Source organism: Pseudomonas sp. FBCC-B35 (assembly GCF_059133755.1).
This window is the reverse complement of the sequence record NZ_CP101439.1, coordinates 4,268,704-4,291,726: the sequence shown is the minus strand read 5'-3', so window position 1 is coordinate 4,291,726 and position 23,023 is coordinate 4,268,704. Positions and strand designations below refer to the sequence as shown.

28 protein-coding genes are annotated in these 23,023 nt (G+C 57.2%); all 28 read left to right on the top strand.

The annotated features are described in order from the left end of the window. Positions 1–30: 30 nt before the first annotated feature. The gene (rplJ, locus tag NMB38_RS19565) at positions 31–531 is read left to right on the top strand and encodes a 50S ribosomal protein L10 (RefSeq protein ID WP_016715872.1); all 501 of its coding nucleotides are present in this window, start codon (positions 31–33) and stop codon (positions 529–531) included. 78 nt (positions 532–609) lie between these two features. After that, complete coding sequence (gene rplL / locus NMB38_RS19560; RefSeq protein ID WP_003255496.1) at positions 610–975, top strand: 50S ribosomal protein L7/L12; 366 nt, start codon at positions 610–612, stop codon at positions 973–975. A 219-nt stretch (positions 976–1,194) separates the two neighbouring features. Next, positions 1,195–5,268 (top strand): DNA-directed RNA polymerase subunit beta, encoded by a 4,074-nt coding sequence (gene rpoB, locus NMB38_RS19555; protein ID WP_023535525.1) that lies wholly within the window; start codon positions 1,195–1,197, stop codon positions 5,266–5,268. 64 nt (positions 5,269–5,332) lie between these two features. Then, a complete protein-coding gene (gene rpoC, locus NMB38_RS19550; RefSeq protein WP_023535526.1) occupies positions 5,333–9,532 on the top strand; it encodes a DNA-directed RNA polymerase subunit beta' in 4,200 nt (1,399 codons plus the stop codon). 211 nt (positions 9,533–9,743) lie between these two features. Continuing rightward, positions 9,744–10,115: a 30S ribosomal protein S12 gene (gene rpsL, locus NMB38_RS19545; RefSeq protein ID WP_003255492.1), complete on the top strand. Its 372-nt coding sequence runs from the start codon at positions 9,744–9,746 to the stop codon at positions 10,113–10,115. A 106-nt stretch (positions 10,116–10,221) separates the two neighbouring features. Continuing rightward, positions 10,222–10,692, top strand: coding sequence for a 30S ribosomal protein S7 (rpsG, locus tag NMB38_RS19540; protein ID WP_003246741.1), 471 nt, complete (start codon positions 10,222–10,224; stop codon positions 10,690–10,692). Positions 10,693–10,722: 30 nt separating this feature from the next. Continuing rightward, the gene (gene fusA / locus NMB38_RS19535; RefSeq protein WP_023535524.1) at positions 10,723–12,867 is read left to right on the top strand and encodes an elongation factor G; all 2,145 of its coding nucleotides are present in this window, start codon (positions 10,723–10,725) and stop codon (positions 12,865–12,867) included. A 31-nt stretch (positions 12,868–12,898) separates the two neighbouring features. Further along, complete coding sequence (gene tuf, locus NMB38_RS19530) at positions 12,899–14,092, top strand: elongation factor Tu (RefSeq protein WP_038411791.1); 1,194 nt, start codon at positions 12,899–12,901, stop codon at positions 14,090–14,092. 141 nt (positions 14,093–14,233) lie between these two features. After that, positions 14,234–14,545 carry a 30S ribosomal protein S10 gene (gene rpsJ, locus NMB38_RS19525; protein WP_003186070.1) on the top strand — a complete coding sequence of 104 codons (312 nt, stop codon included), beginning with the start codon at positions 14,234–14,236 and terminating at the stop codon, positions 14,543–14,545. Between the two features lie 80 nt (positions 14,546–14,625). Next, entirely contained in the window at positions 14,626–15,261 is a 636-nt protein-coding gene (rplC, locus tag NMB38_RS19520; protein ID WP_003257089.1) for a 50S ribosomal protein L3, read from the top strand. A gap of 12 nt (positions 15,262–15,273) precedes the next feature. Next, positions 15,274–15,876: a 50S ribosomal protein L4 gene (rplD, locus tag NMB38_RS19515; RefSeq protein WP_003255485.1), complete on the top strand. Its 603-nt coding sequence runs from the start codon at positions 15,274–15,276 to the stop codon at positions 15,874–15,876. Next, the gene (gene rplW, locus NMB38_RS19510) at positions 15,873–16,172 is read left to right on the top strand and encodes a 50S ribosomal protein L23 (protein WP_003255484.1); all 300 of its coding nucleotides are present in this window, start codon (positions 15,873–15,875) and stop codon (positions 16,170–16,172) included. Before rplD ends, rplW begins: the two co-directional genes overlap by 4 nt. A gap of 14 nt (positions 16,173–16,186) precedes the next feature. Beyond that, positions 16,187–17,011: a 50S ribosomal protein L2 gene (rplB, locus tag NMB38_RS19505; RefSeq protein ID WP_027915105.1), complete on the top strand. Its 825-nt coding sequence runs from the start codon at positions 16,187–16,189 to the stop codon at positions 17,009–17,011. Between the two features lie 16 nt (positions 17,012–17,027). Further along, the gene (gene rpsS, locus NMB38_RS19500) at positions 17,028–17,303 is read left to right on the top strand and encodes a 30S ribosomal protein S19 (protein WP_003255482.1); all 276 of its coding nucleotides are present in this window, start codon (positions 17,028–17,030) and stop codon (positions 17,301–17,303) included. 11 nt (positions 17,304–17,314) lie between these two features. Beyond that, complete coding sequence (rplV, locus tag NMB38_RS19495) at positions 17,315–17,647, top strand: 50S ribosomal protein L22 (RefSeq protein ID WP_003103908.1); 333 nt, start codon at positions 17,315–17,317, stop codon at positions 17,645–17,647. A gap of 13 nt (positions 17,648–17,660) precedes the next feature. Next, entirely contained in the window at positions 17,661–18,347 is a 687-nt protein-coding gene (gene rpsC, locus NMB38_RS19490) for a 30S ribosomal protein S3 (protein WP_023535026.1), read from the top strand. Positions 18,348–18,359: 12 nt separating this feature from the next. Beyond that, complete coding sequence (gene rplP, locus NMB38_RS19485; RefSeq protein WP_003255479.1) at positions 18,360–18,773, top strand: 50S ribosomal protein L16; 414 nt, start codon at positions 18,360–18,362, stop codon at positions 18,771–18,773. After that, positions 18,773–18,964: a 50S ribosomal protein L29 gene (gene rpmC, locus NMB38_RS19480; RefSeq protein ID WP_002555481.1), complete on the top strand. Its 192-nt coding sequence runs from the start codon at positions 18,773–18,775 to the stop codon at positions 18,962–18,964. The genes rplP and rpmC overlap by 1 nt, the downstream gene beginning before the upstream one ends. Positions 18,965–18,966: 2 nt before the next feature. Next, positions 18,967–19,233 carry a 30S ribosomal protein S17 gene (rpsQ, locus tag NMB38_RS19475; RefSeq protein WP_023534981.1) on the top strand — a complete coding sequence of 89 codons (267 nt, stop codon included), beginning with the start codon at positions 18,967–18,969 and terminating at the stop codon, positions 19,231–19,233. A 23-nt stretch (positions 19,234–19,256) separates the two neighbouring features. Further along, positions 19,257–19,625, top strand: coding sequence for a 50S ribosomal protein L14 (gene rplN / locus NMB38_RS19470; RefSeq protein ID WP_002555479.1), 369 nt, complete (start codon positions 19,257–19,259; stop codon positions 19,623–19,625). 11 nt (positions 19,626–19,636) lie between these two features. After that, complete coding sequence (rplX, locus tag NMB38_RS19465) at positions 19,637–19,951, top strand: 50S ribosomal protein L24 (RefSeq protein ID WP_003255476.1); 315 nt, start codon at positions 19,637–19,639, stop codon at positions 19,949–19,951. 20 nt (positions 19,952–19,971) lie between these two features. Continuing rightward, a complete protein-coding gene (gene rplE / locus NMB38_RS19460; protein ID WP_023535025.1) occupies positions 19,972–20,511 on the top strand; it encodes a 50S ribosomal protein L5 in 540 nt (179 codons plus the stop codon). 13 nt (positions 20,512–20,524) lie between these two features. After that, entirely contained in the window at positions 20,525–20,830 is a 306-nt protein-coding gene (gene rpsN, locus NMB38_RS19455) for a 30S ribosomal protein S14 (protein ID WP_023534988.1), read from the top strand. Between the two features lie 209 nt (positions 20,831–21,039). Then, positions 21,040–21,432, top strand: a complete 393-nt coding sequence (gene rpsH, locus NMB38_RS19450; protein ID WP_008089805.1) for a 30S ribosomal protein S8 — start codon at positions 21,040–21,042, stop codon at positions 21,430–21,432. Positions 21,433–21,444: 12 nt separating this feature from the next. Continuing rightward, on the top strand, positions 21,445–21,978 hold the full coding sequence (gene rplF, locus NMB38_RS19445; protein WP_009681972.1) for a 50S ribosomal protein L6: 534 nt from the start codon (positions 21,445–21,447) through the stop codon (positions 21,976–21,978). 10 nt (positions 21,979–21,988) lie between these two features. Then, complete coding sequence (gene rplR, locus NMB38_RS19440; RefSeq protein ID WP_008089801.1) at positions 21,989–22,339, top strand: 50S ribosomal protein L18; 351 nt, start codon at positions 21,989–21,991, stop codon at positions 22,337–22,339. Between the two features lie 3 nt (positions 22,340–22,342). Then, positions 22,343–22,843, top strand: coding sequence for a 30S ribosomal protein S5 (rpsE, locus tag NMB38_RS19435; RefSeq protein ID WP_003255465.1), 501 nt, complete (start codon positions 22,343–22,345; stop codon positions 22,841–22,843). 2 nt (positions 22,844–22,845) lie between these two features. Further along, positions 22,846–23,022 carry a 50S ribosomal protein L30 gene (gene rpmD / locus NMB38_RS19430; protein ID WP_023535007.1) on the top strand — a complete coding sequence of 59 codons (177 nt, stop codon included), beginning with the start codon at positions 22,846–22,848 and terminating at the stop codon, positions 23,020–23,022. Position 23,023 lies beyond the last annotated feature (1 nt).

The window sequence follows — 23,023 nt, the reverse complement described above, 5'->3', positions numbered from 1 at the left end:
GATGAAACGGTAAAAACCAGGAGTAAACCCGTGGCAATTAAACTCGAAGACAAGAAGGCCATCGTCGCTGAAGTCAACGAGGCTGCCAAAGTCGCTCTGTCCGCTGTCGTGGCCGATGCCCGTGGTGTGACTGTAAGCGCAATGACCGGACTCCGTAAAGAGGCCCGCGAAGCTGGCGTATACGTGCGTGTCGTACGTAACACCCTGCTCAAGCGCGCTGTTGAAGGCACCGAATTTTCGATCCTCAACGATGCGTTCAAAGGCCCGACCCTGATTGCTTTCTCCAACGAACACCCGGGCGCTGCTGCTCGTCTGTTCAAAGAGTTCGCCAAGGGTCAGGACAAGTTCGAGATCAAGGCAGCTGCGTTTGACGGCAATTTCATTGCAGCGAACCAGATCGACGTGTTGGCTACCCTGCCGACCCGCGACGAAGCTATTGCAAAACTGATGAGCGTGATCCAAGGCGCTACCAGCAAGCTGGCTCGTACTCTGGCAGCCATTCGCGACCAGAAAGAAGCTACCGCTGCCTAAGGCAAGCGAAACTCTTTCAAAATCATTCGTTTAATTTGATGGCTGCGTAGGCTGTCACCCCAATACAGGATTTAAGTCATGTCCCTGACTAACGAGCAAATCATCGAAGCAATCGGCCAGAAAACCGTTCTGGAAGTTGTTGAGCTGATCAAAGCTATGGAAGAAACCTTCGGCGTTACCGCTGCTGTTGCCGCTGCTGGCCCAGCTGCTGCTGCTGCCGTTGTTGAAGAGCAGACCGAGTTCAACGTTGTTCTGGTTGAAGCTGGCGACAAGAAAGTGAACGTGATCAAGGCCGTTCGCGAACTGACCGGTCTGGGCCTGAAAGAAGCCAAAGAGAAAGTCGATGGCGCTCCTCAGGTTGTAGCTGAAGGCGTTTCGAAAGAAGCCGCTGAAGACGCTAAGAAGAAGCTGGAAGAAGCAGGCGCTAAAGTCGAGCTGAAGTAATCTCGACCTTGCGACGCCAGTCCGAGCGTTGAGCAAAGGGCTGATGGCTGGTGGCTTATGCCACCGGCCTTTTTCCGTTATTGGCGGTCGGTCAGGCCGGCCCCGATAACAAGCTGCAAGACACCCATGTGGGTGGCGCAAACCAAGGGTTTGCACGATTTTCTGGCTGCTCCCGCCGGGAGAAGCCAAACAAGCAGGTGACCAAGCTGGGGAACGCTGATGGCTTACTCATACACTGAGAAAAAACGTATCCGCAAGGACTTTAGCAAGTTGCCGGACGTGATGGATGTGCCTTACCTCCTGGCCATCCAGCTGGATTCGTATCGCGAATTCCTGCAAGCGGGAGCATCCAAGGATCAGTTCCGCGACGTCGGTCTGCATGCGGCCTTCAAATCGGTATTCCCGATCATCAGCTACTCCGGCAATGCTGCCTTGGAGTACGTAGGCTATCGCCTGGGCGAACCCGCCTTCGATGTGAAGGAATGTGTCCTGCGTGGCGTGACCTTCGCGGTCCCACTGCGGGTCAAGGTGCGCCTGATCATCTTCGACAAGGAATCGTCGAACAAAGCGATCAAGGACATCAAAGAGCAAGAAGTCTACATGGGTGAAATTCCCCTGATGACTGAGAACGGTACCTTCGTGATCAACGGTACCGAGCGTGTGATCGTTTCCCAGCTGCACCGCTCGCCGGGTGTGTTCTTCGACCACGACCGTGGCAAGACTCACAGCTCGGGCAAGCTGCTGTACTCCGCTCGCATCATTCCTTACCGCGGTTCCTGGTTGGACTTCGAGTTCGACCCGAAGGACTGCGTATTCGTGCGTATCGACCGTCGCCGCAAACTGCCGGCTTCCGTCCTGCTGCGCGCGCTGGGCTACAGCACTGAAGAAGTGCTGAACACCTTCTACACCACCAACGTGTTCCATGTTTCCGGCGAGAACCTCAGCCTGGAACTGGTGCCACAGCGTCTGCGTGGTGAAGTCGCGGTCATGGACATCCATGACGAAAACGGCAAGGTCATCGTCGAGCAAGGCCGCCGCATCACCGCGCGCCATATCAATCAGCTCGAAAAAGCCGGTGTCAAACAGCTCGACGTGCCGATGGAATACGTCCTGGGCCGTACGACTGCCAAGGCCATCGTGCACCCTGCAACCGGCGAGATCATTGCCGAGTGCAACACCGAGCTGACGACCGAACTGCTGGTCAAAGTCGCCAAGGCACAGGTAGTCCGTATCGAGACCCTGTACACCAACGACATCGATTGCGGTCCGTTCATCTCCGATACCTTGAAGATCGACACCACCAGCAACCAACTGGAAGCTCTGGTCGAAATCTACCGCATGATGCGTCCAGGTGAGCCGCCGACCAAGGATGCTGCCGAGACCCTGTTCAACAACCTGTTCTTCAGTGCCGAGCGTTACGACCTGTCCGCCGTCGGCCGTATGAAGTTCAACCGTCGTATCGGTCGCACCGAAATCGAAGGTTCGGGCGTGCTGAGCAAGGAAGATATCGTCGAGGTTCTGAAGACCCTGGTCGATATCCGTAACGGCAAAGGCATCGTCGACGACATCGACCACCTGGGTAACCGTCGCGTACGTTGCGTCGGCGAAATGGCCGAGAACCAGTTCCGTGTAGGCCTGGTGCGTGTAGAGCGTGCGGTCAAGGAACGTCTGTCGATGGCTGAAAGCGAAGGCCTGATGCCTCAGGACCTGATCAACGCCAAGCCGGTTGCGGCGGCGGTGAAAGAGTTCTTCGGTTCCAGCCAGCTTTCGCAGTTCATGGACCAGAACAACCCGCTCTCCGAGATCACCCACAAGCGCCGTGTTTCCGCACTCGGCCCTGGCGGTCTGACCCGTGAGCGTGCTGGCTTCGAGGTTCGTGACGTACACCCGACCCACTACGGCCGCGTGTGCCCGATCGAAACCCCTGAAGGTCCGAACATCGGTCTGATCAACTCTCTGGCTGCGTATGCTCGCACCAACCAGTACGGCTTCCTGGAAAGCCCGTACCGCGTGGTGAAGGAAGGCGTTGTCAGCGACGACATCGTATTCCTGTCCGCCATCGAAGAGGCCGATCACGTGATCGCCCAGGCTTCGGCCGCGATGAACGACAAGAAGCAGTTGATCGATGAGCTGGTCGCTGTGCGTCACCTGAACGAATTCACCGTCAAGGCGCCGGAAGACGTCACCCTGATGGACGTTTCGCCCAAGCAGGTAGTCTCGGTCGCCGCGTCGCTGATTCCATTCCTCGAGCACGACGACGCCAACCGTGCATTGATGGGCTCGAACATGCAGCGTCAGGCTGTACCGACCCTGCGTGCCGACAAGCCGCTGGTAGGTACCGGCATGGAGCGCAACGTTGCCCGTGACTCCGGTGTCTGCGTAGTTGCCCGCCGCGGTGGCGTGATCGACTCGGTCGACGCCAGCCGTATCGTGGTCCGTGTAGCGGATGACGAAGTGGAAACCGGCGAGGCAGGTGTAGATATCTACAACCTGACCAAGTACACCCGTTCGAACCAGAACACCTGCATCAACCAGCGTCCGCTGGTGAGCAAAGGTGACAAGGTGCAGCGCGGCGATATCATGGCCGATGGCCCGTCCACCGACATGGGTGAGCTGGCGCTGGGTCAGAACATGCGCATCGCGTTCATGGCGTGGAACGGCTTCAACTTCGAAGACTCCATCTGCCTTTCCGAGCGTGTGGTTCAGGAAGATCGCTTCACCACGATCCACATCCAGGAACTGACCTGTGTGGCCCGTGACACCAAGCTTGGCCCAGAAGAGATCACTGCAGACATCCCGAACGTGGGTGAGGCTGCACTGAACAAGCTGGACGAAGCCGGTATCGTTTATGTAGGTGCCGAAGTTGGCGCTGGTGACATCCTGGTCGGCAAGGTAACGCCAAAAGGCGAAACCCAGCTCACCCCTGAAGAAAAACTGCTGCGCGCGATCTTCGGCGAAAAAGCCAGCGACGTTAAAGACACTTCCCTGCGCGTGCCCACCGGCACCAAGGGTACTGTCATCGACGTTCAGGTCTTCACCCGTGATGGCGTCGAGCGTGACAGCCGTGCGCTGGCCATCGAGAAGATGCAGCTCGACGAGATCCGCAAGGACCTCAACGAGGAATTCCGCATCGTCGAAGGCGCGACCTTCGAGCGTCTGCGCTCTGCGCTGGATGGTCAGGTGGTCGACGGTGGTGCAGGCCTCAAAAAAGGCACTGTCATCACTGATGAAGTCCTCGCCGGTCTGGAGCACGGTCAGTGGTTCAAACTGCGCATGGCCGAGGATGCACTGAACGAGCAGCTGGAAAAAGCTCAGCAGTACATCGTCGACCGTCGCCGACTGCTGGACGACAAGTTCGAAGACAAGAAGCGCAAGCTGCAACAGGGCGATGACCTGGCACCAGGCGTTCTGAAAATCGTCAAGGTTTACCTGGCAATCCGCCGTCGCATCCAGCCGGGTGACAAGATGGCCGGTCGTCACGGTAACAAAGGTGTCGTCTCGGTGATCATGCCGGTCGAAGACATGCCGCATGACGCCAATGGCACACCGGTCGATGTCGTACTGAACCCGCTGGGTGTACCTTCGCGTATGAACGTGGGTCAGATTCTGGAAACCCACCTGGGCCTCGCGGCCAAGGGTCTGGGTGAAAAGATCGATCGCATGATCGAAGAACAGCGCAAGGCCGCAGAGCTGCGCGTGTTCCTGACCGAGGTCTACAACGAGATCGGTGGTCGTCAGGAAAGCCTCGACGAGTTCAGCGATGAAGAAATTCTCGCCCTGGCTCACAACCTGAAGAAAGGCGTGCCAATGGCAACGCCAGTATTCGACGGTGCGAAAGAGAGCGAGATCAAGGCCATGCTGAAGCTGGCCGATCTGCCTGAGAGCGGCCAGATGGTGCTGTTCGATGGCCGTACCGGCAACAAGTTCGAGCGTCCTGTGACCGTTGGTTACATGTACATGCTGAAGCTGAACCACTTGGTGGACGACAAGATGCACGCGCGTTCCACTGGTTCTTACAGCCTGGTTACCCAGCAGCCGCTGGGTGGTAAGGCGCAGTTCGGTGGTCAGCGTTTCGGGGAGATGGAAGTGTGGGCGCTGGAAGCATACGGCGCGGCATACACCCTGCAAGAAATGCTCACAGTGAAGTCGGACGACGTGAACGGCCGTACCAAGATGTACAAGAACATCGTGGATGGCGATCACCGTATGGAGCCGGGCATGCCCGAGTCCTTCAACGTGTTGATCAAAGAGATCCGTTCGCTCGGTATCGATATCGATCTGGAAACCGAATAACACGTGACGTGAAGGGGAGTGGGGCAGGCAGTGCCCGCTCCCTGCTCCGCCAGGAGGAAAGGCCTTGAAAGACCTACTGAATTTGCTGAAAAACCAGGGTCAAGTCGAAGAGTTCGACGCCATCCGCATCGGTCTGGCGTCACCAGAGATGATCCGTTCGTGGTCGTTCGGTGAAGTTAAGAAGCCGGAAACCATCAACTACCGTACGTTCAAACCAGAACGTGACGGCCTGTTCTGCGCCAAGATCTTTGGCCCAGTCAAGGACTACGAGTGCCTGTGCGGTAAGTACAAGCGCCTGAAGCATCGTGGCGTTATCTGCGAGAAGTGCGGCGTTGAAGTTGCCCTCGCCAAGGTCCGTCGTGAGCGCATGGCTCACATCGAGCTGGCTTCGCCTGTCGCACACATCTGGTTCCTGAAGTCGCTGCCGTCCCGTATCGGCTTGCTGATGGACATGACCCTGCGTGATATCGAGCGCGTGCTCTACTTCGAGAGCTACGTCGTTATCGATCCAGGCATGACTACGCTTGAAAAAGGCCAGCTGCTCAACGACGAGCAGTACTTCGAAGCGCTGGAAGAGTTCGGTGACGACTTCGACGCCCGCATGGGTGCCGAGGCTGTCCGCGAGCTGCTGCACGCTATCGACCTGGAGCACGAGATCGGTCGCCTGCGTGAAGAGATTCCGCAGACCAACTCGGAAACCAAGATCAAGAAGCTGTCCAAGCGCCTGAAGCTCATGGAAGCCTTCCAGGGCTCCGGCAACCTGCCTGAGTGGATGGTCCTGACCGTCCTGCCAGTGCTGCCGCCGGACCTGCGTCCGCTGGTACCGTTGGATGGCGGCCGCTTCGCGACCTCCGACCTGAACGACCTGTACCGTCGGGTGATCAACCGTAACAACCGTCTCAAGCGCCTGCTGGATCTATCGGCGCCGGACATCATCGTGCGCAACGAAAAGCGCATGCTGCAGGAAGCGGTCGACGCCCTGCTGGACAACGGCCGTCGCGGTCGCGCCATCACTGGCTCGAACAAGCGTCCGCTGAAGTCCCTGGCCGACATGATCAAAGGTAAGCAAGGTCGCTTCCGTCAGAACCTGCTCGGTAAGCGTGTGGACTACTCCGGTCGTTCGGTCATTACCGTAGGCCCGACCCTGCGTCTGCACCAGTGCGGTCTGCCGAAGAAAATGGCCCTGGAGCTGTTCAAGCCGTTCATTTTCGGCAAGCTGGAAATGCGTGGTCTGGCGACCACCATCAAGGCTGCCAAGAAGATGGTCGAGCGCGAGCTGCCAGAGGTGTGGGACGTTCTCGCCGAAGTGATTCGCGAACACCCCGTATTGCTGAACCGTGCACCGACCCTGCACCGTCTGGGTATCCAGGCATTCGAGCCGGTCCTGATCGAAGGCAAGGCCATCCAGCTCCACCCGCTGGTCTGCGCTGCGTACAACGCCGACTTCGACGGTGACCAGATGGCCGTTCACGTGCCGCTGACGCTGGAAGCTCAGCTCGAAGCGCGTGCGCTGATGATGTCGACCAACAACATCCTGTCGCCAGCCAACGGTGAGCCAATCATCGTTCCGTCGCAGGACGTCGTACTGGGTCTGTACTACATGACCCGTGAGGCCATCAACGCCAAGGGCGAGGGTCGTGTCTTTGCCGACCTGCAGGAAGTCGACCGCGTATTCCGCGCTGGCGAAGCTGCCCTGCACGCGAAAATCAAGGTTCGTATCAACGAGACCGTGAAAGACCGTGATGGCAGCGTCACCAAGAACACCCGCATCGTCGACACCACCGTTGGCCGTGCGCTGCTGTTCCAGGTTGTACCTGCTGGCCTGCCTTACGATGTCGTCAACCAGCCAATGAAGAAAAAGGCGATCTCCAAGCTGATCAACCAGTGCTACCGCGTGGTTGGTCTGAAAGAGACCGTCATCTTCGCTGACCAGCTGATGTACACCGGTTTCGCCTACTCGACCATCTCCGGTGTTTCCATCGGTGTGAACGACTTCGTCATTCCGGATGAGAAGGCGCGCATCATCGGTACGGCTACCGATGAAGTGAAGGAAATCGAAAGTCAGTACGCCTCCGGCCTGGTCACCCAGGGCGAGAAGTACAACAAGGTCATCGACTTGTGGTCCAAGGCGAACGACGAAGTGTCCAAGGCGATGATGGCCAACCTCTCGAAAGAGAAGGTCATCGACCGCGAGGGCAATGAAGTCGACCAGGAATCGTTCAACTCGATGTACATGATGGCTGACTCGGGTGCGCGTGGTTCTGCTGCCCAGATCCGTCAGCTGGCGGGTATGCGTGGTCTGATGGCCAAGCCGGACGGCTCCATCATCGAGACGCCGATCACCGCGAACTTCCGTGAAGGTCTGAGCGTACTCCAGTACTTCATCTCGACTCACGGTGCTCGTAAGGGTCTGGCGGATACCGCACTGAAGACCGCGAACTCCGGTTACCTGACCCGTCGTCTGGTAGACGTGGCGCAGGACCTGGTGGTGACCGAGATCGATTGCGGCACCGACCAAGGCCTGGTCATGACCCCGCACATCGAAGGCGGCGACGTTGTCGAGCCGCTGGGTGAGCGTGTTCTGGGTCGTGTCATCGCCCGTGACGTGTTCAAGCCGGGCACCGAGGACGTCATCGTTCCTGCCGGTACGCTGGTAGACGAGAAATGGGTCGAGTTCATCGAGCTGAACAGCATCGACGAAGTGGTCGTGCGCTCGCCGATCAGCTGCGAAACCCGCTTCGGTATTTGCGCCAAGTGCTACGGTCGTGACCTGGCGCGCGGTCACCAGGTGAACATCGGTGAAGCGGTCGGCGTCATCGCCGCCCAGTCCATCGGTGAGCCTGGTACCCAGCTGACCATGCGTACGTTCCACATCGGTGGTGCTGCAAGCCGGACCTCGGCTGCTGACAGCGTTCAGGTGAAGAATGGCGGTATGGTACGTCTGCATAACCTGAAGCAGGTTGAGCGCGCAGACGGTAACCTGGTTGCCGTATCGCGTTCGGGCGAGTTGGCCATTGCCGACGAATTTGGTCGTGAGCGTGAGCGTTACAAGCTGCCGTACGGCGCTGTGATTTCGGTCAAGGAAGGTGACAAGGTCGAAGCTGGCGCCATCGTCGCCAAGTGGGACCCGCACACCCACCCGATCGTGACCGAACTCAAAGGTACCGTGACCTTCGTGGGCATGGAAGAAAACATCACCATCAAGCGTCAGACCGATGAGCTCACCGGCCTGACCAACATTGAAGTGTTGGACGTCAAGGATCGCCCTGCCGCAGGCAAGGAAATCCGTCCGGCCATCAAGATGGTGGATGCGTCTGGTAAGGACCTGTACCTGCCGGGTACCGATGTACCTGCCCAGTACTTCCTGCCGGCTAACGCCCTGGTTGGCGTGGCCGACGGTGCACAGATCGGTGTCGGTGACGTTATTGCGCGTATTCCGCAAGAAACGTCCAAGACCCGTGACATCACCGGTGGTCTGCCACGTGTTGCCGACTTGTTCGAAGCGCGTCGTCCGAAGGAAGCGTCGATTCTGGCGGAAGTCAGCGGTACCATCGCCTTCGGTAAAGAAACGAAGGGCAAGCGTCGCCTGGTGATCACTCCGACCGACGGTAGCGATCCGTACGAAGAGCTGATTCCGAAGTGGCGTCACCTGAACGTCTTCGAAGGTGAGCAGGTAAACCGCGGCGAAGTTATCTCCGACGGCCCAAGCGATCCGCACGACATCCTGCGTCTGCTGGGTGTCAGCGCACTCGCCAAGTACATCGTCAACGAGATTCAGGACGTTTATCGTCTGCAAGGCGTTAAGATCAACGACAAGCACATCGAGACCATCCTGCGCCAGATGCTGCGCAAGGTCGAGATTTCCGAGTCGGGCGATTCCAGCTTCATCAAGGGCGACCAGATGGAACTGACTCAGGTACTGGTAGAGAACGAGCGTCTCGCCGGCGAGGACAAGTTCATCTCCAAGTTCACCCGTGTGCTGCTGGGTATCACCAAGGCGTCGCTGTCGACCGAGTCGTTCATTTCCGCGGCTTCCTTCCAGGAAACCACCCGCGTACTGACCGAAGCGGCCGTGACTGGCAAGCGCGACTACCTGCGTGGTCTGAAAGAGAACGTGGTCGTGGGTCGCCTGATCCCGGCTGGTACGGGTCTGGCTTACCACAGCGAGCGCAAGCGTCGCCGTGATGCAGACAAGCCGCTGCGTGTGAGCGCCAGTGAGGTGGAAGCCGCACTGACCGAAGCACTGAACTCCAGCGGTAACTGAGTACAGGGCAGGGCCCCGGTTTACCCCGGACGGTCGTCGGCGACATGAAATGTTGCCGATGATCGGGCGGGGAGGGCCGGGGCCTTGTCTTGACTGGGTGCAAGATCCTCTTTAGACTTTTGTACCCTTAAATTTGGTGAGGCTCCGTCTCGCCAATTTTTGGCTTTCTTGCAAGACAATAGAGTCGCAAGACAATCAGTGGAGCTAGTAGATGGCAACTATCAACCAGCTGGTACGTCAGCCGCGTAAGCGTTCGGTCGAGAAGTCCGACGTTCCTGCGCTGCAGAACTGCCCGCAACGTCGTGGCGTGTGCACCCGTGTGTACACCACCACGCCGAAAAAACCTAACTCGGCACTGCGTAAAGTATGCCGTGTGCGTCTGACCAACGGTTTCGAGGTTTCCTCGTACATCGGCGGTGAAGGCCACAACCTGCAAGAGCACAGCGTCGTCCTGATCCGTGGCGGCCGTGTAAAAGACTTGCCAGGTGTTCGTTACCACACCGTTCGCGGCTCTCTGGATACCTCGGGCGTTAAAGGCCGTAACCAGGGTCGTTCGAAGTACGGTACCAAGCGTCCGAAGTAATCGGCCGTTTGCAGACATCCATTTTTTTGAGTCGATAAGAGTAAGGTCGGGCGGGGGTCGTAGACCCAGGTCCCGGGCTAACCTGAAGACCGTTTGAGGGCTTATCATGCCAAGACGTCGTGTAGCAGCAAAACGTGAGATCCTTGACGATCCTAAGTACGGATCGCAGATTCTCGCCAAGTTCATGAACCACGTGATGGAAAGCGGCAAGAAGGCCGTAGCCGAGCGCATCGTTTATGGTGCCCTGGATACCGTCAAAGCACGCAAGAACAGCGACCCCCTGGAAATCTTCGAGAAAGCTCTCGACGCCATCGCTCCGCTGGTCGAAGTTAAGTCCCGTCGTGTCGGCGGTGCCACTTACCAGGTTCCGGTTGAAGTTCGTCCATCCCGTCGTAACGCTCTGGCAATGCGCTGGCTCGTAGACTACGCCCGTAAGCGCGGCGAGAAGTCGATGGCCCTGCGCCTGGCCGGTGAACTGCTGGATGCTGCCGAAGGCAAGGGTGCTGCAGTGAAGAAGCGTGAAGACGTTCACCGTATGGCTGAAGCCAACAAAGCGTTCTCGCACTACCGCTTCTAATTCAAGCATCAATCACTTTGCGAGGGCTTTATGGCTCGTACTACAGCAATTAACCGCTACCGTAACATTGGTATCTGTGCCCACGTTGACGCGGGCAAGACCACCACTACCGAGCGGATCCTGTTCTACACAGGTCTGAGCCACAAGATGGGCGAGGTGCACGACGGCGCCGCGACCACCGACTGGATGGTGCAGGAGCAGGAGCGCGGTATCACCATTACCTCCGCTGCCGTGACCACCTTCTGGAAAGGTTCCGTTGGTCAGTACGACAACTACCGCGTAAACGTCATCGATACTCCCGGCCACGTTGACTTCACCATTGAAGTAGAACGTTCGCTGCGCGTACTCGACGGTGCGGTCGTTGTGTTCTGCGGCACCTCCGGTGTCGAGCCTCAGTCCGAAACCGTATGGCGTCAGGCCAACAAGTACGGTGTTCCACGTGTTGTTTACGTGAACAAGATGGACCGTGCCGGTGCGAACTTCCTGCGCGTCGTAGGTCAGATCAAGAACCGTCTGGGTCACACCCCGGTTCCGGTTCAGCTGGCCATCGGTTCGGAAGATAACTTCCAGGGTCAGGTCGACCTGATCAAGATGAAGGCTATCTACTGGAACGACGACGACAAGGGCACCACCTACCGCGAGGAAGAAATTCCTGCGGACATGCTTGAGCTGGCTGAAGAGTGGCGCAACAACATGGTTGAAGCTGCCGCTGAAGCCAACGAAGAGCTGATGAACAAGTACCTGGAAGGCGGTGAGCTCACCGTTGACGAGATCAAGGCAGGCCTGCGCGCGCGCACCCTGGCCAGCGAAATCGTTCCAGCTGTTTGCGGTTCGTCGTTCAAGAACAAGGGTGTTCCCCTGGTTCTCGACGCCGTCATCGACTACCTGCCTGCTCCTACCGAGATTCCTGCCATCCAGGGTATCAACCCGGACGACAAGGATCTGGACAAGGAAGACCCGGCTGTTCGTAAAGACGAGCGTCACGCCGACGACAACGAGCCGTTCTCGGCCCTGGCGTTCAAGATCGCGACCGACCCGTTCGTAGGTACTCTGACCTTCGTTCGCGTCTACTCGGGTGTTCTGAGCTCCGGCGACTCCGTGATCAACTCGGTCAAAGGCAAGAAAGAGCGCGTTGGTCGTATGGTGCAGATGCACGCCAACCAGCGTGAAGAGATCAAGGAAGTGCGCGCTGGCGACATCGCCGCTCTGATCGGCATGAAAGACGTGACCACCGGTGAAACCCTGTGCAACGCCGATCATCCAATCATCCTTGAGCGTATGGACTTCCCGGAGCCGGTAATCTCCCTGTCCGTCGAGCCGAAAACCAAGGCCGACCAGGAGAAGATGGGTATCGCACTGGGCAAGCTGGCCCAGGAAGACCCGTCGTTCCGCGTCAAGACCGACGAAGAAACCGGCCAGACCATCATCTCCGGTATGGGTGAGCTGCACCTGGACATCCTCGTTGACCGCATGAAGCGCGAATTCAACGTCGAAGCCAACATCGGTAAGCCTCAGGTTTCGTACCGCGAGAAGATCACCAAGTCCAACGTCGAGATCGAAGGCAAATTCGTTCGTCAGTCGGGTGGTCGTGGTCAGTTCGGTCACTGCTGGATCCGTTTCTCGGAGCCGGAAGTGGACGAGAAAGGCAACATCACCGAAGGTCTGGTGTTTACCAACGAAGTCGTTGGTGGTGTGATTCCGAAGGAATTCATCGCCCCGATCCAGAAGGGTATCGAAGAGCAGATGAAGAACGGCGTCGTTGCCGGCTATCCTCTGATCGGCCTGAAGGCCACGGTATTCGACGGTTCGTACCACGACGTCGACTCCAACGAAATGGCGTTCAAGATCGCTGCATCGATGGCAACCAAGCAGCTGGCCCAGAAGGGCGGCGGCGTGGTTCTCGAGCCGATCATGAAGGTCGAAGTTGTAACCCCGGAAGACTACCTGGGTGACGTGATGGGTGACCTGAACCGTCGTCGTGGTCTGGTACAGGGTATGGATGAGTCGGTCTCTGGCCGCGTCGTCCGCGCTGAAGTTCCGCTCGGGGAAATGTTCGGTTACGCGACCGACGTTCGTTCCATGTCTCAGGGTCGCGCAAGCTACTCCATGGAATTCTCCAAGTACGCTGAAGCTCCGTCGAACATCGTCGAAGCTCTCATTAAAAAACAAGGCTGATTCAGCCCCTTTAGGCTAGGAGTTCACTGTCGTGGCTAAAGAAAAATTTGATCGTTCCCTTCCCCACGTTAACGTCGGCACTATCGGCCACGTTGACCACGGTAAGACCACTCTGACCGCAGCTCTGACTCGCGTCTGCTCCGAAGTATTCGGTTCGGCAGTCGTTGAGTTCGACAAGATCGACTCGGCTCCGGAAGAAAAAGCGCGCGGTATCACCATCAACACCGCTCACGTTGAGTACAACTCGACCATTCGTCACTACGCTCACGTTGACTGCCCAGGTCACGCTGACTACGTGAAGAACATGATCACCGGTGCTGCCCAGATGGACGGCGCGATCCTGGTTTGCTCGGCCGCCGATGGTCCGATGCCACAAACCCGTGAGCACATCCTGCTGTCCCGTCAGGTTGGCGTTCCGTACATCGTGGTCTTCCTGAACAAGGCTGACCTGGTAGACGACGCTGAGCTGCTGGAACTGGTCGAGATGGAAGTTCGCGACCTGCTGTCCACCTACGACTTCCCAGGCGACGACACCCCGATCATCATCGGTTCGGCTCGTATGGCGCTGGAAGGCAAAGACGACAACGAAATGGGCACTACCGCTGTTAAGAAGCTGGTAGAAACTCTGGATTCCTACATCCCTGAGCCAGTTCGTGCCATCGACCAGCCTTTCCTGATGCCGATCGAAGACGTGTTCTCGATCTCGGGTCGTGGTACCGTTGTAACCGGTCGTATCGAGCGTGGTATCGTCCGCGTTCAGGATCCGCTGGAAATCGTTGGTCTGCGTGACACCACCACCACCACCTGCACCGGTGTTGAGATGTTCCGCAAGCTGCTGGACGAAGGCCGTGCTGGCGAGAACTGCGGCGTTCTGCTGCGTGGTACCAAGCGTGACGACGTTGAGCGTGGCCAGGTTCTGGTCAAGCCAGGTTCGGTCAAGCCGCACACCAAGTTCACCGCAGAAGTCTACGTTCTGTCGAAAGAAGAAGGCGGTCGTCACACTCCGTTCTTCAAAGGCTACCGTCCTCAGTTCTACTTCCGTACCACTGACGTGACCGGTAACTGCGAACTGCCGGAAGGCGTTGAAATGGTAATGCCAGGTGACAACATTCAGATGACTGTTACCCTGATCAAGACCATCGCAATGGAAGACGGTCTGCGCTTCGCTATCCGTGAAGGCGGTCGTACCGTCGGCGCCGGCGTCGTAGCCAAAATCATCGAGTAATCACTCGACCGATTGAAAAAGCCCCCGCTCAGCGGGGGCTTTTTTTATTGGGTTGACACCAAATGGGGGCATCTATAGAATCACGCCTCCTTTTAGCGGGCGTAGTGCGTCCGTTGGGAACAGCCTGGAGTCTGAAATCCAATGCAAAATCAGCAAATCCGTATCAGGTTGAAGGCTTTCGACCATCGCCTGATCGACCAATCCACCCAGGAAATCGTGGAAACCGCGAAACGTACTGGTGCACAAGTGCGTGGTCCAATTCCACTGCCTACCCGCAAAGAGCGTTTCACCGTTCTGGTCTCCCCGCACGTCAACAAAGACGCGCGTGATCAGTACGAGATTCGCACTCATAAGCGTGTTCTGGACATCGTCCAGCCAACGGATAAAACCGTTGACGCGCTGATGAAGCTTGATCTGGCGGCAGGTGTGGAAGTACAGATCAGCCTCGGCTAAGACTTCGGTCTGGTCGTGTAACGCTCTGAAATGGGCGGCCATAGCGGGTGAAAGCCCCGTACACTCATGAGGTTTACAACATGACTATTGGTGTAATCGGTCGCAAGTGCGGTATGACCCGCATTTTCACCGAAGAAGGTGTCTCCATTCCGGTCACGGTCATTGAGATCGAGCCGAATCGCGTCACCCAGTTCAAAACTGAAGAAACCGATGGCTACCGTGCAGTGCAAGTCACTGTCGGCGAGCGTCGTGCTTCGCGCGTGACTGCCGCTCAGGCAGGCCACTTTGCCAAGGCCAACGTTGCTGCTGGTCGCGGTGTTTGGGAGTTCCGTCTTGAAGAAGGCGATTTCCAGGCTGGCGATCTGATCAAAGCTGAACTCTTCACTGCAGGCCAGCTGGTAGACGTTACTGGTCAGTCCAAGGGTAAAGGCTTCGCCGGTACCATCAAGCGCTGGAACTTCCGTGGCCAGGACAACACCCACGGTAACTCCGTGTCGCACCGTGTCCCAGGTTCCATCGGCCAGTGCCAGACTCCTGGTCGTGTGTTCAAGGGCAAGAAGATGTCCGGTCACATGGGCGCCGAGCGCGTGACTGTTCAGTCCCTGGAAGTTGTTCGCGTAGACGCTGAGCGCAACCTGTTGCTGGTCAAGGGTGCCGTTCCAGGCGCTACTGGCGGCGACGTGGTTGTACGTCCAGCTGTCAAGGCTCGCGGTTAAGGGGAAACTGACATGCAACTTAATGTAAATGACGCTCAGGCGATCGAAGTTTCCGAACTGACTTTCGGTGGCGAATTCAACGAGACGCTGGTACACCAAGCAGTCGTGGCCTACATGGCCGGCGGCCGTCAGGGCACCAAGCAGCAAAAGACCCGTTCCGACGTGGCTGGTGGCGGTAAGCGCCCATGGCGTCAGAAGGGTACTGGCCGTGCTCGTGCTGGTACCACTCGTGGTCCGATCTGGCGTGGCGGTGGTGTAACCTTCGCAGCTCGCCCTCAAGATCACTCGCAGAAGCTCAACAAGAAGATGTATCGCGCAGCTCTGCGCTCCATCCTCGCTGAGCTGGTGCGTAGCGACCGTCTGGTCGTGGTTCAGGACTTCGCTGTTGAAGCACCGAAAACCAAAGATCTGCTGAACAAGCTGAACGGCATGGGTCTGAGCGATGTGTTGATCGTTTCCGACGCTGTTGATCAGAACCTGTACCTGGCTGCTCGTAACCTGCCGCACGTCGACGTTCGTGACGTACAAGGTTCCGACCCGGTCAGTCTGATCGCATACGAGAAAGTGTTGATCACTGTCTCGGCCGTGAAGAAATTCGAGGAGCTGCTGGGATGAACCAGGAACGCGTATTCAAAGTCCTCCTTGGCCCGCACGTTTCCGAGAAGGCTACCGTTCTGGCTGAGAAGAAAGGCCAGTTCGTATTCAAGGTTGCTACTGACGCAACCAAGCTGGAAATCAAGAAAGCTGTCGAAGGCCTGTTCAACGTAAAAGTTGAAAACGTGTCGACCGTTAACGTTCTGGGTAAAACCAAGCGTACCGCACGTGGTCTGGGCAAGCGTAATGACTGGAAGAAGGCGATCGTCTCCCTTCAGCCAGGCCAAGATCTCGATTTCAGCAGCAGTGCTGAGTAAGGAAGGGGTGCATCATGGCAATCGTTAAATGCAAACCGACTTCCCCTGGCCGCCGTTTCGTGGTCAAGGTGGTCAACAAGGAGCTGCATAAAGGCGCTCCTCACGCACCGCTGCTCGAGAAAAAATCGAAGTCTGGTGGTCGTAACAACAATGGCCGCATCACTACGCGTCACGTAGGTGGTGGTCATAAGCAGCATTACCGTCTGGTCGACTTCCGTCGCAACGACAAAGATGGCATCCCAGCCACTGTCGAGCGTATCGAATACGATCCAAACCGTACTGCTCACATCGCCCTGCTGTGCTACGCAGACGGTGAGCGTCGCTACATCATCGCCCCTAAAGGCGTGAGCGCTGGCGACCAGCTGATCGCAGGTGCCCTGGCCCCAATCAAGGCCGGTAACTCCCTGCAGCTGCGCAACATTCCAGTAGGTAGCACCATTCACGGCATCGAACTGAAGCCGGGTAAAGGTGCACAGATCGCTCGTTCCGCTGGTGCTTCGGCTCAGCTGATCGCTCGTGAAGGTGTCTACGTGACCCTGCGTCTGCGCTCTGGTGAAATGCGTAAAGTCCTGGCTGAGTGCCGTGCGACCCTGGGCGAAGTCTCGAACTCCGAGCACAGCCTGCGTTCGCTGGGTAAAGCTGGTGCCAAACGCTGGCGCGGCGTTCGCCCAACCGTTCGTGGTGTTGCCATGAACCCGGTTGACCACCCACATGGTGGTGGTGAAGGTCGTACCTCCGGTGGTCGTCATCCGGTATCGCCATGGGGCTTCCCAACCAAGGGTGCTAAAACCCGTGGTAATAAGCGTACCGACAACATGATCGTCCGTCGTCGCAAGTAACTAGAGGGATACGACAGTGCCACGTTCTCTGAAAAAAGGTCCTTTTATCGATCTTCACCTCTTGAAGAAGGTCGAAGTGGCGGTGGAGAAGAACGATCGCAAACCAGTTAAAACCTGGTCGCGTCGCTCGATGATCCTGCCACAAATGGTCGGTCTGACCATCGCGGTTCACAACGGTCGCCAGCATGTTCCAGTTCTCGTGAACGAAGACATGGTCGGCCACAAACTGGGCGAGTTCGCCGGTACCCGCACCTATCGCGGGCACGTGGCTGACAAGAAAGCCAAGCGTTAAGGGGTAAGGAAATGGAAGTAGCCGCTAAGTTGTCGGGCGCTCGAATCTCCGCCCAGAAAGCCCGCTTGGTCGCCGACCAGATCCGCGGGAAGAAGGTGGGCGAAGCGCTCAACCTGTTGGCCTTCAGCAGCAAAAAAGCCGCTGAAATCATGAAGAAAGTCCTCGAGTCGGCCGTAGCCAACGCCGAACACAACGAAGGCGCAGACGTTGATGACCTGAAGGTCTCCACCGTCTTCGTCAACGAAGGGCGTTCGCTGAAGCGCATCATGCCACGTGCCAAAGGCCGTGCTGATCGCATCGTCAAGCGGTCTTGCCATATCACTGTCAAGGTTGCGGACAAGTAACGGAGTCGATCAGATGGGTCAGAAAGTACATCCCACTGGCATTCGCCTGGGAATCGTCAAGGAGCACACCTCCGTCTGGTACGCAGACGGTGCTACTTACGCAGATTACCTGTTGAAGGATCTGAAAACGCGTGAGTACCTCCACGACAAACTAAAAAGCGCGTCCGTAAGCCGTATCGATATTCATCGTCCGGCTCAAACTGCACGCATCACCATCCACACCGCTCGTCCAGGTATCGTTATCGGGAAGAAAGGTGAGGATGTCGAGAAGCTGCGCCAGGACCTGACCAAGCAGATGGGTGTGCCTGTGCACATCAACATCGAAGAGATCCGCAAGCCGGAACTCGACGCCATGCTGGTTGCGCAAAGCGTAGCTCAGCAGCTGGAACGCCGCGTTATGTTCCGTCGCGCCATGAAGCGCGCCGTACAGAACGCCATGCGTATTGGTGCCAAGGGCATCAAGATCCAGGTGAGCGGTCGTCTCGGCGGCGCTGAGATTGCTCGTACCGAGTGGTATCGCGAAGGTCGTGTGCCTCTGCACACCCTGCGTGCCGATATCGACTACAACACCTACGAAGCTCACACCACTTACGGTGTGATCGGTGTGAAGGTTTGGATTTTCAAAGGCGAAGTTATTGGTGGTCGCCAAGAAGAACTGAAACCACAAGCACCAGCGCCTCGTAAAAAAGCTGCTAAGTAAGGGGTACGCCAAATGTTGCAACCTAAGCGTACAAAATTCCGCAAGCAGATGACTGGCCACAACCGTGGTCTGGCACTGCGCGGTAGCAAAGTCAGCTTCGGCGAATTCGCCCTGAAAGCTGTTGCTCGCGGTCGCCTCACCGCCCGCCAGATCGAGTCCGCACGTCGTGCGCTGACCCGTCACGTAAAACGTGGCGGCAAGATCTGGATCCGTGTATTCCCGGACAAGCCGATCTCCAAGAAACCTCTCGAGGTTCGTATGGGTAAAGGTAAGGGTTCCGTTGAGTACTGGGTTGCCCAGATCCAGCCAGGCAAAGTCCTGTACGAGATCGAGGGTGTTTCTGAAGAGCTGGCGCGCGAAGCTTTCGCTCTGGCCGCTGCGAAGCTGCCTCTCGCCACCTCCTTTGTTAAGCGGACGGTGATGTGATGAAAGCGAATGAACTTCGTGAAAAATCCGCACAGCAACTGAACGAGCAACTGCTCGGCTTGCTGCGCGACCAGTTCAATCTGCGTATGCAGAAAGCAACTGGCCAGTTGGGGCAGTCGCACCTGCTCTCGCAAGTCAAGCGTGACATCGCTCGCGTGAAGACTGTGCTCAACCAGCAGGCAGGTAAGTGATCATGGCTGAAGCTGAAAAAACCGTCCGTACGCTGACTGGCCGTGTCGTCAGCGACAAAATGGACAAGACCATCACCGTTCTGATCGAGCGTCGCGTTAAGCACCCGATCTACGGTAAATACGTTAAGCGTTCGACTAAGCTGCACGCGCACGACGAAACCAATCAGTGCAAGATCGGCGACAAGGTTTCCATTACCGAAACCCGTCCGCTGGCCAAGACCAAGTCCTGGGCACTGGTTGAAGTCCTCGAACGCGCTGTTGAAGTCTAAGGGCTAGGGGTCGGAGAAATTTTATGATTCAGACTCAATCCATGCTCGATGTGGCCGATAACAGCGGCGCTCGTCGCGTCATGTGCATCAAGGTGCTCGGCGGTTCTCACCGCCGTTACGCCGGCATCGGTGACATCATCAAAGTTACCGTCAAGGAAGCAATTCCGCGCGGTAAGGTCAAAAAAGGCCAAGTGATGACTGCTGTTGTCGTGCGCACCCGTCACGGTGTTCGTCGCGCTGACGGTTCCATCATTCGTTTCGACGGCAACGCTGCTGTTCTGCTGAACAACAAGCAAGAGCCGATCGGCACTCGCATCTTCGGGCCAGTGACCCGTGAACTTCGTACTGAGAAGTTCATGAAGATCGTCTCGCTCGCCCCTGAAGTGCTGTAAGGAGATCCGACATGCAAAAGATTCGTCGTGACGACGAGATCATCGTGATCGCCGGCAAAGACAAAGGTAAGCGCGGTAAGGTGCTGAAGGTTCTCGCTGACGACCGTCTGGTCATCGGTGGTGTGAACCTGGTCAAGCGTCATACCAAGCCTAACCCGATGGCGGGCGTTCAGGGCGGTATCGTCGAAAAAGAAGCGCCTCTGCACGCTTCCAACGTTGCCATCTTCAACGGTGAAACCAACAAGGCTGACCGCGTTGGTTTCAAAGTAGAAGACGGTAAGAAAATTCGTGTCTTCAAGTCGACCCAAAAAGCGGTTGATGCTTGAACACTGCTAGGTAGAAGACCATGGCACGACTGAAAGAGATTTACCGGAACGAGATCGCTCCTAAGCTTAAGGATGAACTTAAGCTGTCGAACGTGATGGAAGTTCCGCGCGTTACCAAAATCACCCTGAACATGGGTCTGGGCGAAGCGATCGGTGACAAGAAGGTCATCGAGCACGCTGTTGCCGACCTGGAAAAGATCACCGGTCAAAAGCCGGTCGTGACATTCGCTCGCAAATCCATCGCTGGCTTCAAAGTCCGCGAAGGCTGGCCGATCGGCGTCAAGGTGACCCTGCGTAGCGACAAGATGTACGAATTCCTGGACCGCCTGCTGGCGATCTCCCTGCCTCGGGTTCGCGACTTCCGCGGCCTGAATGCCAAGTCCTTCGACGGTCGTGGCAACTACAGCATGGGCGTGAAAGAGCAGATCATCTTCCCGGAAATCGACTACGACAAGATCGATGCTCTGCGCGGTTTGGACATCACCCTGACCACCACTGCTCGTTCGGACGACGAAGGCCGCGCTCTGCTGCGTGCTTTCAAGTTCCCGTTCCGCAACTGATTGGAGTAGGAAAATGGCCAAGAAGAGCATGAAAAACCGTGAGCTGAAGCGTCAGCAAACGGTAGCCAAGTACGCTAAAAAGCGCGCTGAGCTGAAAGCGACCATCGTCAATCTGAACGCCTCTCCTGAAGAGCGTTTCGCTGCCGTTGTCGCTCTGCAGAAGCAGCCTCGCGATGCTAGCGCTGCACGCCTGCGCAACCGTTGCCGCCTGACCGGTCGTCCTCACGGTGTATACCGTAAGTTCGGCCTGGGCCGTAACATGCTGCGTCAAGCGGCAATGCGTGGCGACGTACCAGGTTTGGTCAAGGCCTCCTGGTAATCGCTGCAGGTTGAGTCGTCGGCGTAGGAGGTTAATCTTCCGACCGCCGGTGACGCTTCCCACGAACAAGCCCCTACATGGGGCTTGTTTCGTTTCTGGCTTGTGTCTAGAATGACCGGCTCACCTGAGCCTGGGCTTCGTGCCCTGCCTGTTCAGGTGGTTGTGATAGCCGCAAGGCTAATAATTCTTGTATCAGGAGCATCTAGCCCATGAGTATGCAGGACCCGTTAGCGGACATGCTAACTCGCATCCGTAATGCCCAGATGGCTGAAAAGTCCGTCGTAAGCATGCCTTCCTCCACCCTGAAGGTCGCGGTTGCCAAAGTTCTGAAAGATGAAGGTTACATCGCTGGTTACCAGGTAACTGGTGAAGCCAAGCCTTCCCTGTCGATCGAACTCAAGTACTTCGAAGGCCGTCCGGTCATCGAGGAACTGAAGCGCTCCAGCCGTCCAGGCCTGCGCCAGTACAAGTCCGTCACAGATCTGCCGAAAGTACGTGGCGGCCTGGGCGTGTCTATCGTCTCCACCAACAAAGGTGTGATGACTGACCGCGCTGCGCGCGCTGCCGGTGTCGGCGGCGAAGTTCTGTGCACAGTGTTCTAAGGGGAGATAGGCATGTCTCGCGTCGCTAAGAACCCCGTTAAGCTGCCAGCAGGCGTCGAAGTAAAATTCGCCGGCCAGCAGCTTTCGGTGAAGGGTGCCAAGGGCACTCTCGAACTGAACGTTCACTCGTCTGTTGAAGTTACCGAAGAGTCCGGCGAACTGCGCTTCGTCGCTCGCAACGGTGATCAGCAAGCTCGCGCCATGGCCGGTACTACCCGCGCTCTGGTGAACAACATGGTCCAAGGCGTAAGCCAAGGCTTCGAGCGCAAGCTCCAGCTGGTCGGTGTTGGTTACAAGGCACAGGCAAAAGGCACCGTCCTGAACCTGGCTCTGGGCTTCTCGCATCCAGTGGACTACGAACTGCCAGCCGGTATCACCGCAGAAACCCCAAGCCAAACCGACATCCTGATCAAGGGTATCGATAAGCAGCTGGTGGGTCAGGTGGCCGCTGAAATCCGCGATTTCCGTCCGCCAGAGCCTTACAAAGGCAAGGGTGTGCGTTACGCGGACGAAGTAGTCCGTCGTAAAGAAGCCAAGAAGAAGTAGGGCCTAGCAAATGACCGACAAAAAAGTTACTCGACTGCGTCGCGCTCGCAAAGCACGTCTCAAGATGCACGAACTCGAAGTCGTGCGCCTGTGCGTGTTCCGCTCCTCGCAGCATATCTACGCCCAGGTCATTTCGGCCGACGGCAGCAAGGTTCTGGCAAGCGCCTCGACCTTGGACAAAGACCTGCGTGATGGCGCCACTGGCAACATCGACGCGGCCACTAAGGTTGGCAAGCTGGTAGCTGAGCGCGCGAAAGCCGCCGGTGTATCTCAAGTTGCCTTTGACCGTTCCGGCTTCAAGTACCATGGCCGCGTCAAAGCGCTGGCTGATGCTGCTCGTGAAGGCGGGCTGGAGTTCTAAGTTATGGCAAATAACGATCAAAAGCGCGACGAAGGCTACATCGAGAAGCTGGTTCAAGTTAACCGCGTTGCCAAAACCGTAAAAGGCGGCCGTATCTTCACCTTCACCGCGCTGACCGTGGTGGGTGATGGCAAGGGTCGTGTTGGCTTCGGCCGTGGCAAGTCGCGCGAAGTACCTGCCGCGATCCAGAAAGCCATGGAAGCTGCTCGTCGCAACATGATTCAGGTAGACCTGAAGGGCACCACTCTGCAGTACGCCACCAAGGCCGCCCACGGCGCCTCGAAGGTTTACATGCAGCCTGCCTCGGAAGGTACCGGTATCATCGCCGGTGGCGCAATGCGTGCTGTCCTGGAAGTTGCTGGTGTTCAGAACGTTCTGGCCAAGTGCTACGGTTCGACCAACCCAGTGAACGTGGTTTACGCCACCTTCAAGGGTCTGAAAGCCATGCAATCTCCTGAATCCATTGCTGCCAAGCGCGGCAAGAGCGTCGAGGAGATCTTCTGATCATGGCAACCGTTAAAGTAACGCTGATCAAAAGCACCGCCGGCCGTCTGCCTAACCACATTCTGTGCGTTAAAGGCCTGGGTCTGCGTCGCATCGGTCACACTGTAGAAGTCCAAGATACTCCCGAGAACCGCGGGATGATCAACAAGGCTTACTACATGCTGAAGGTCGAGGGTTAAT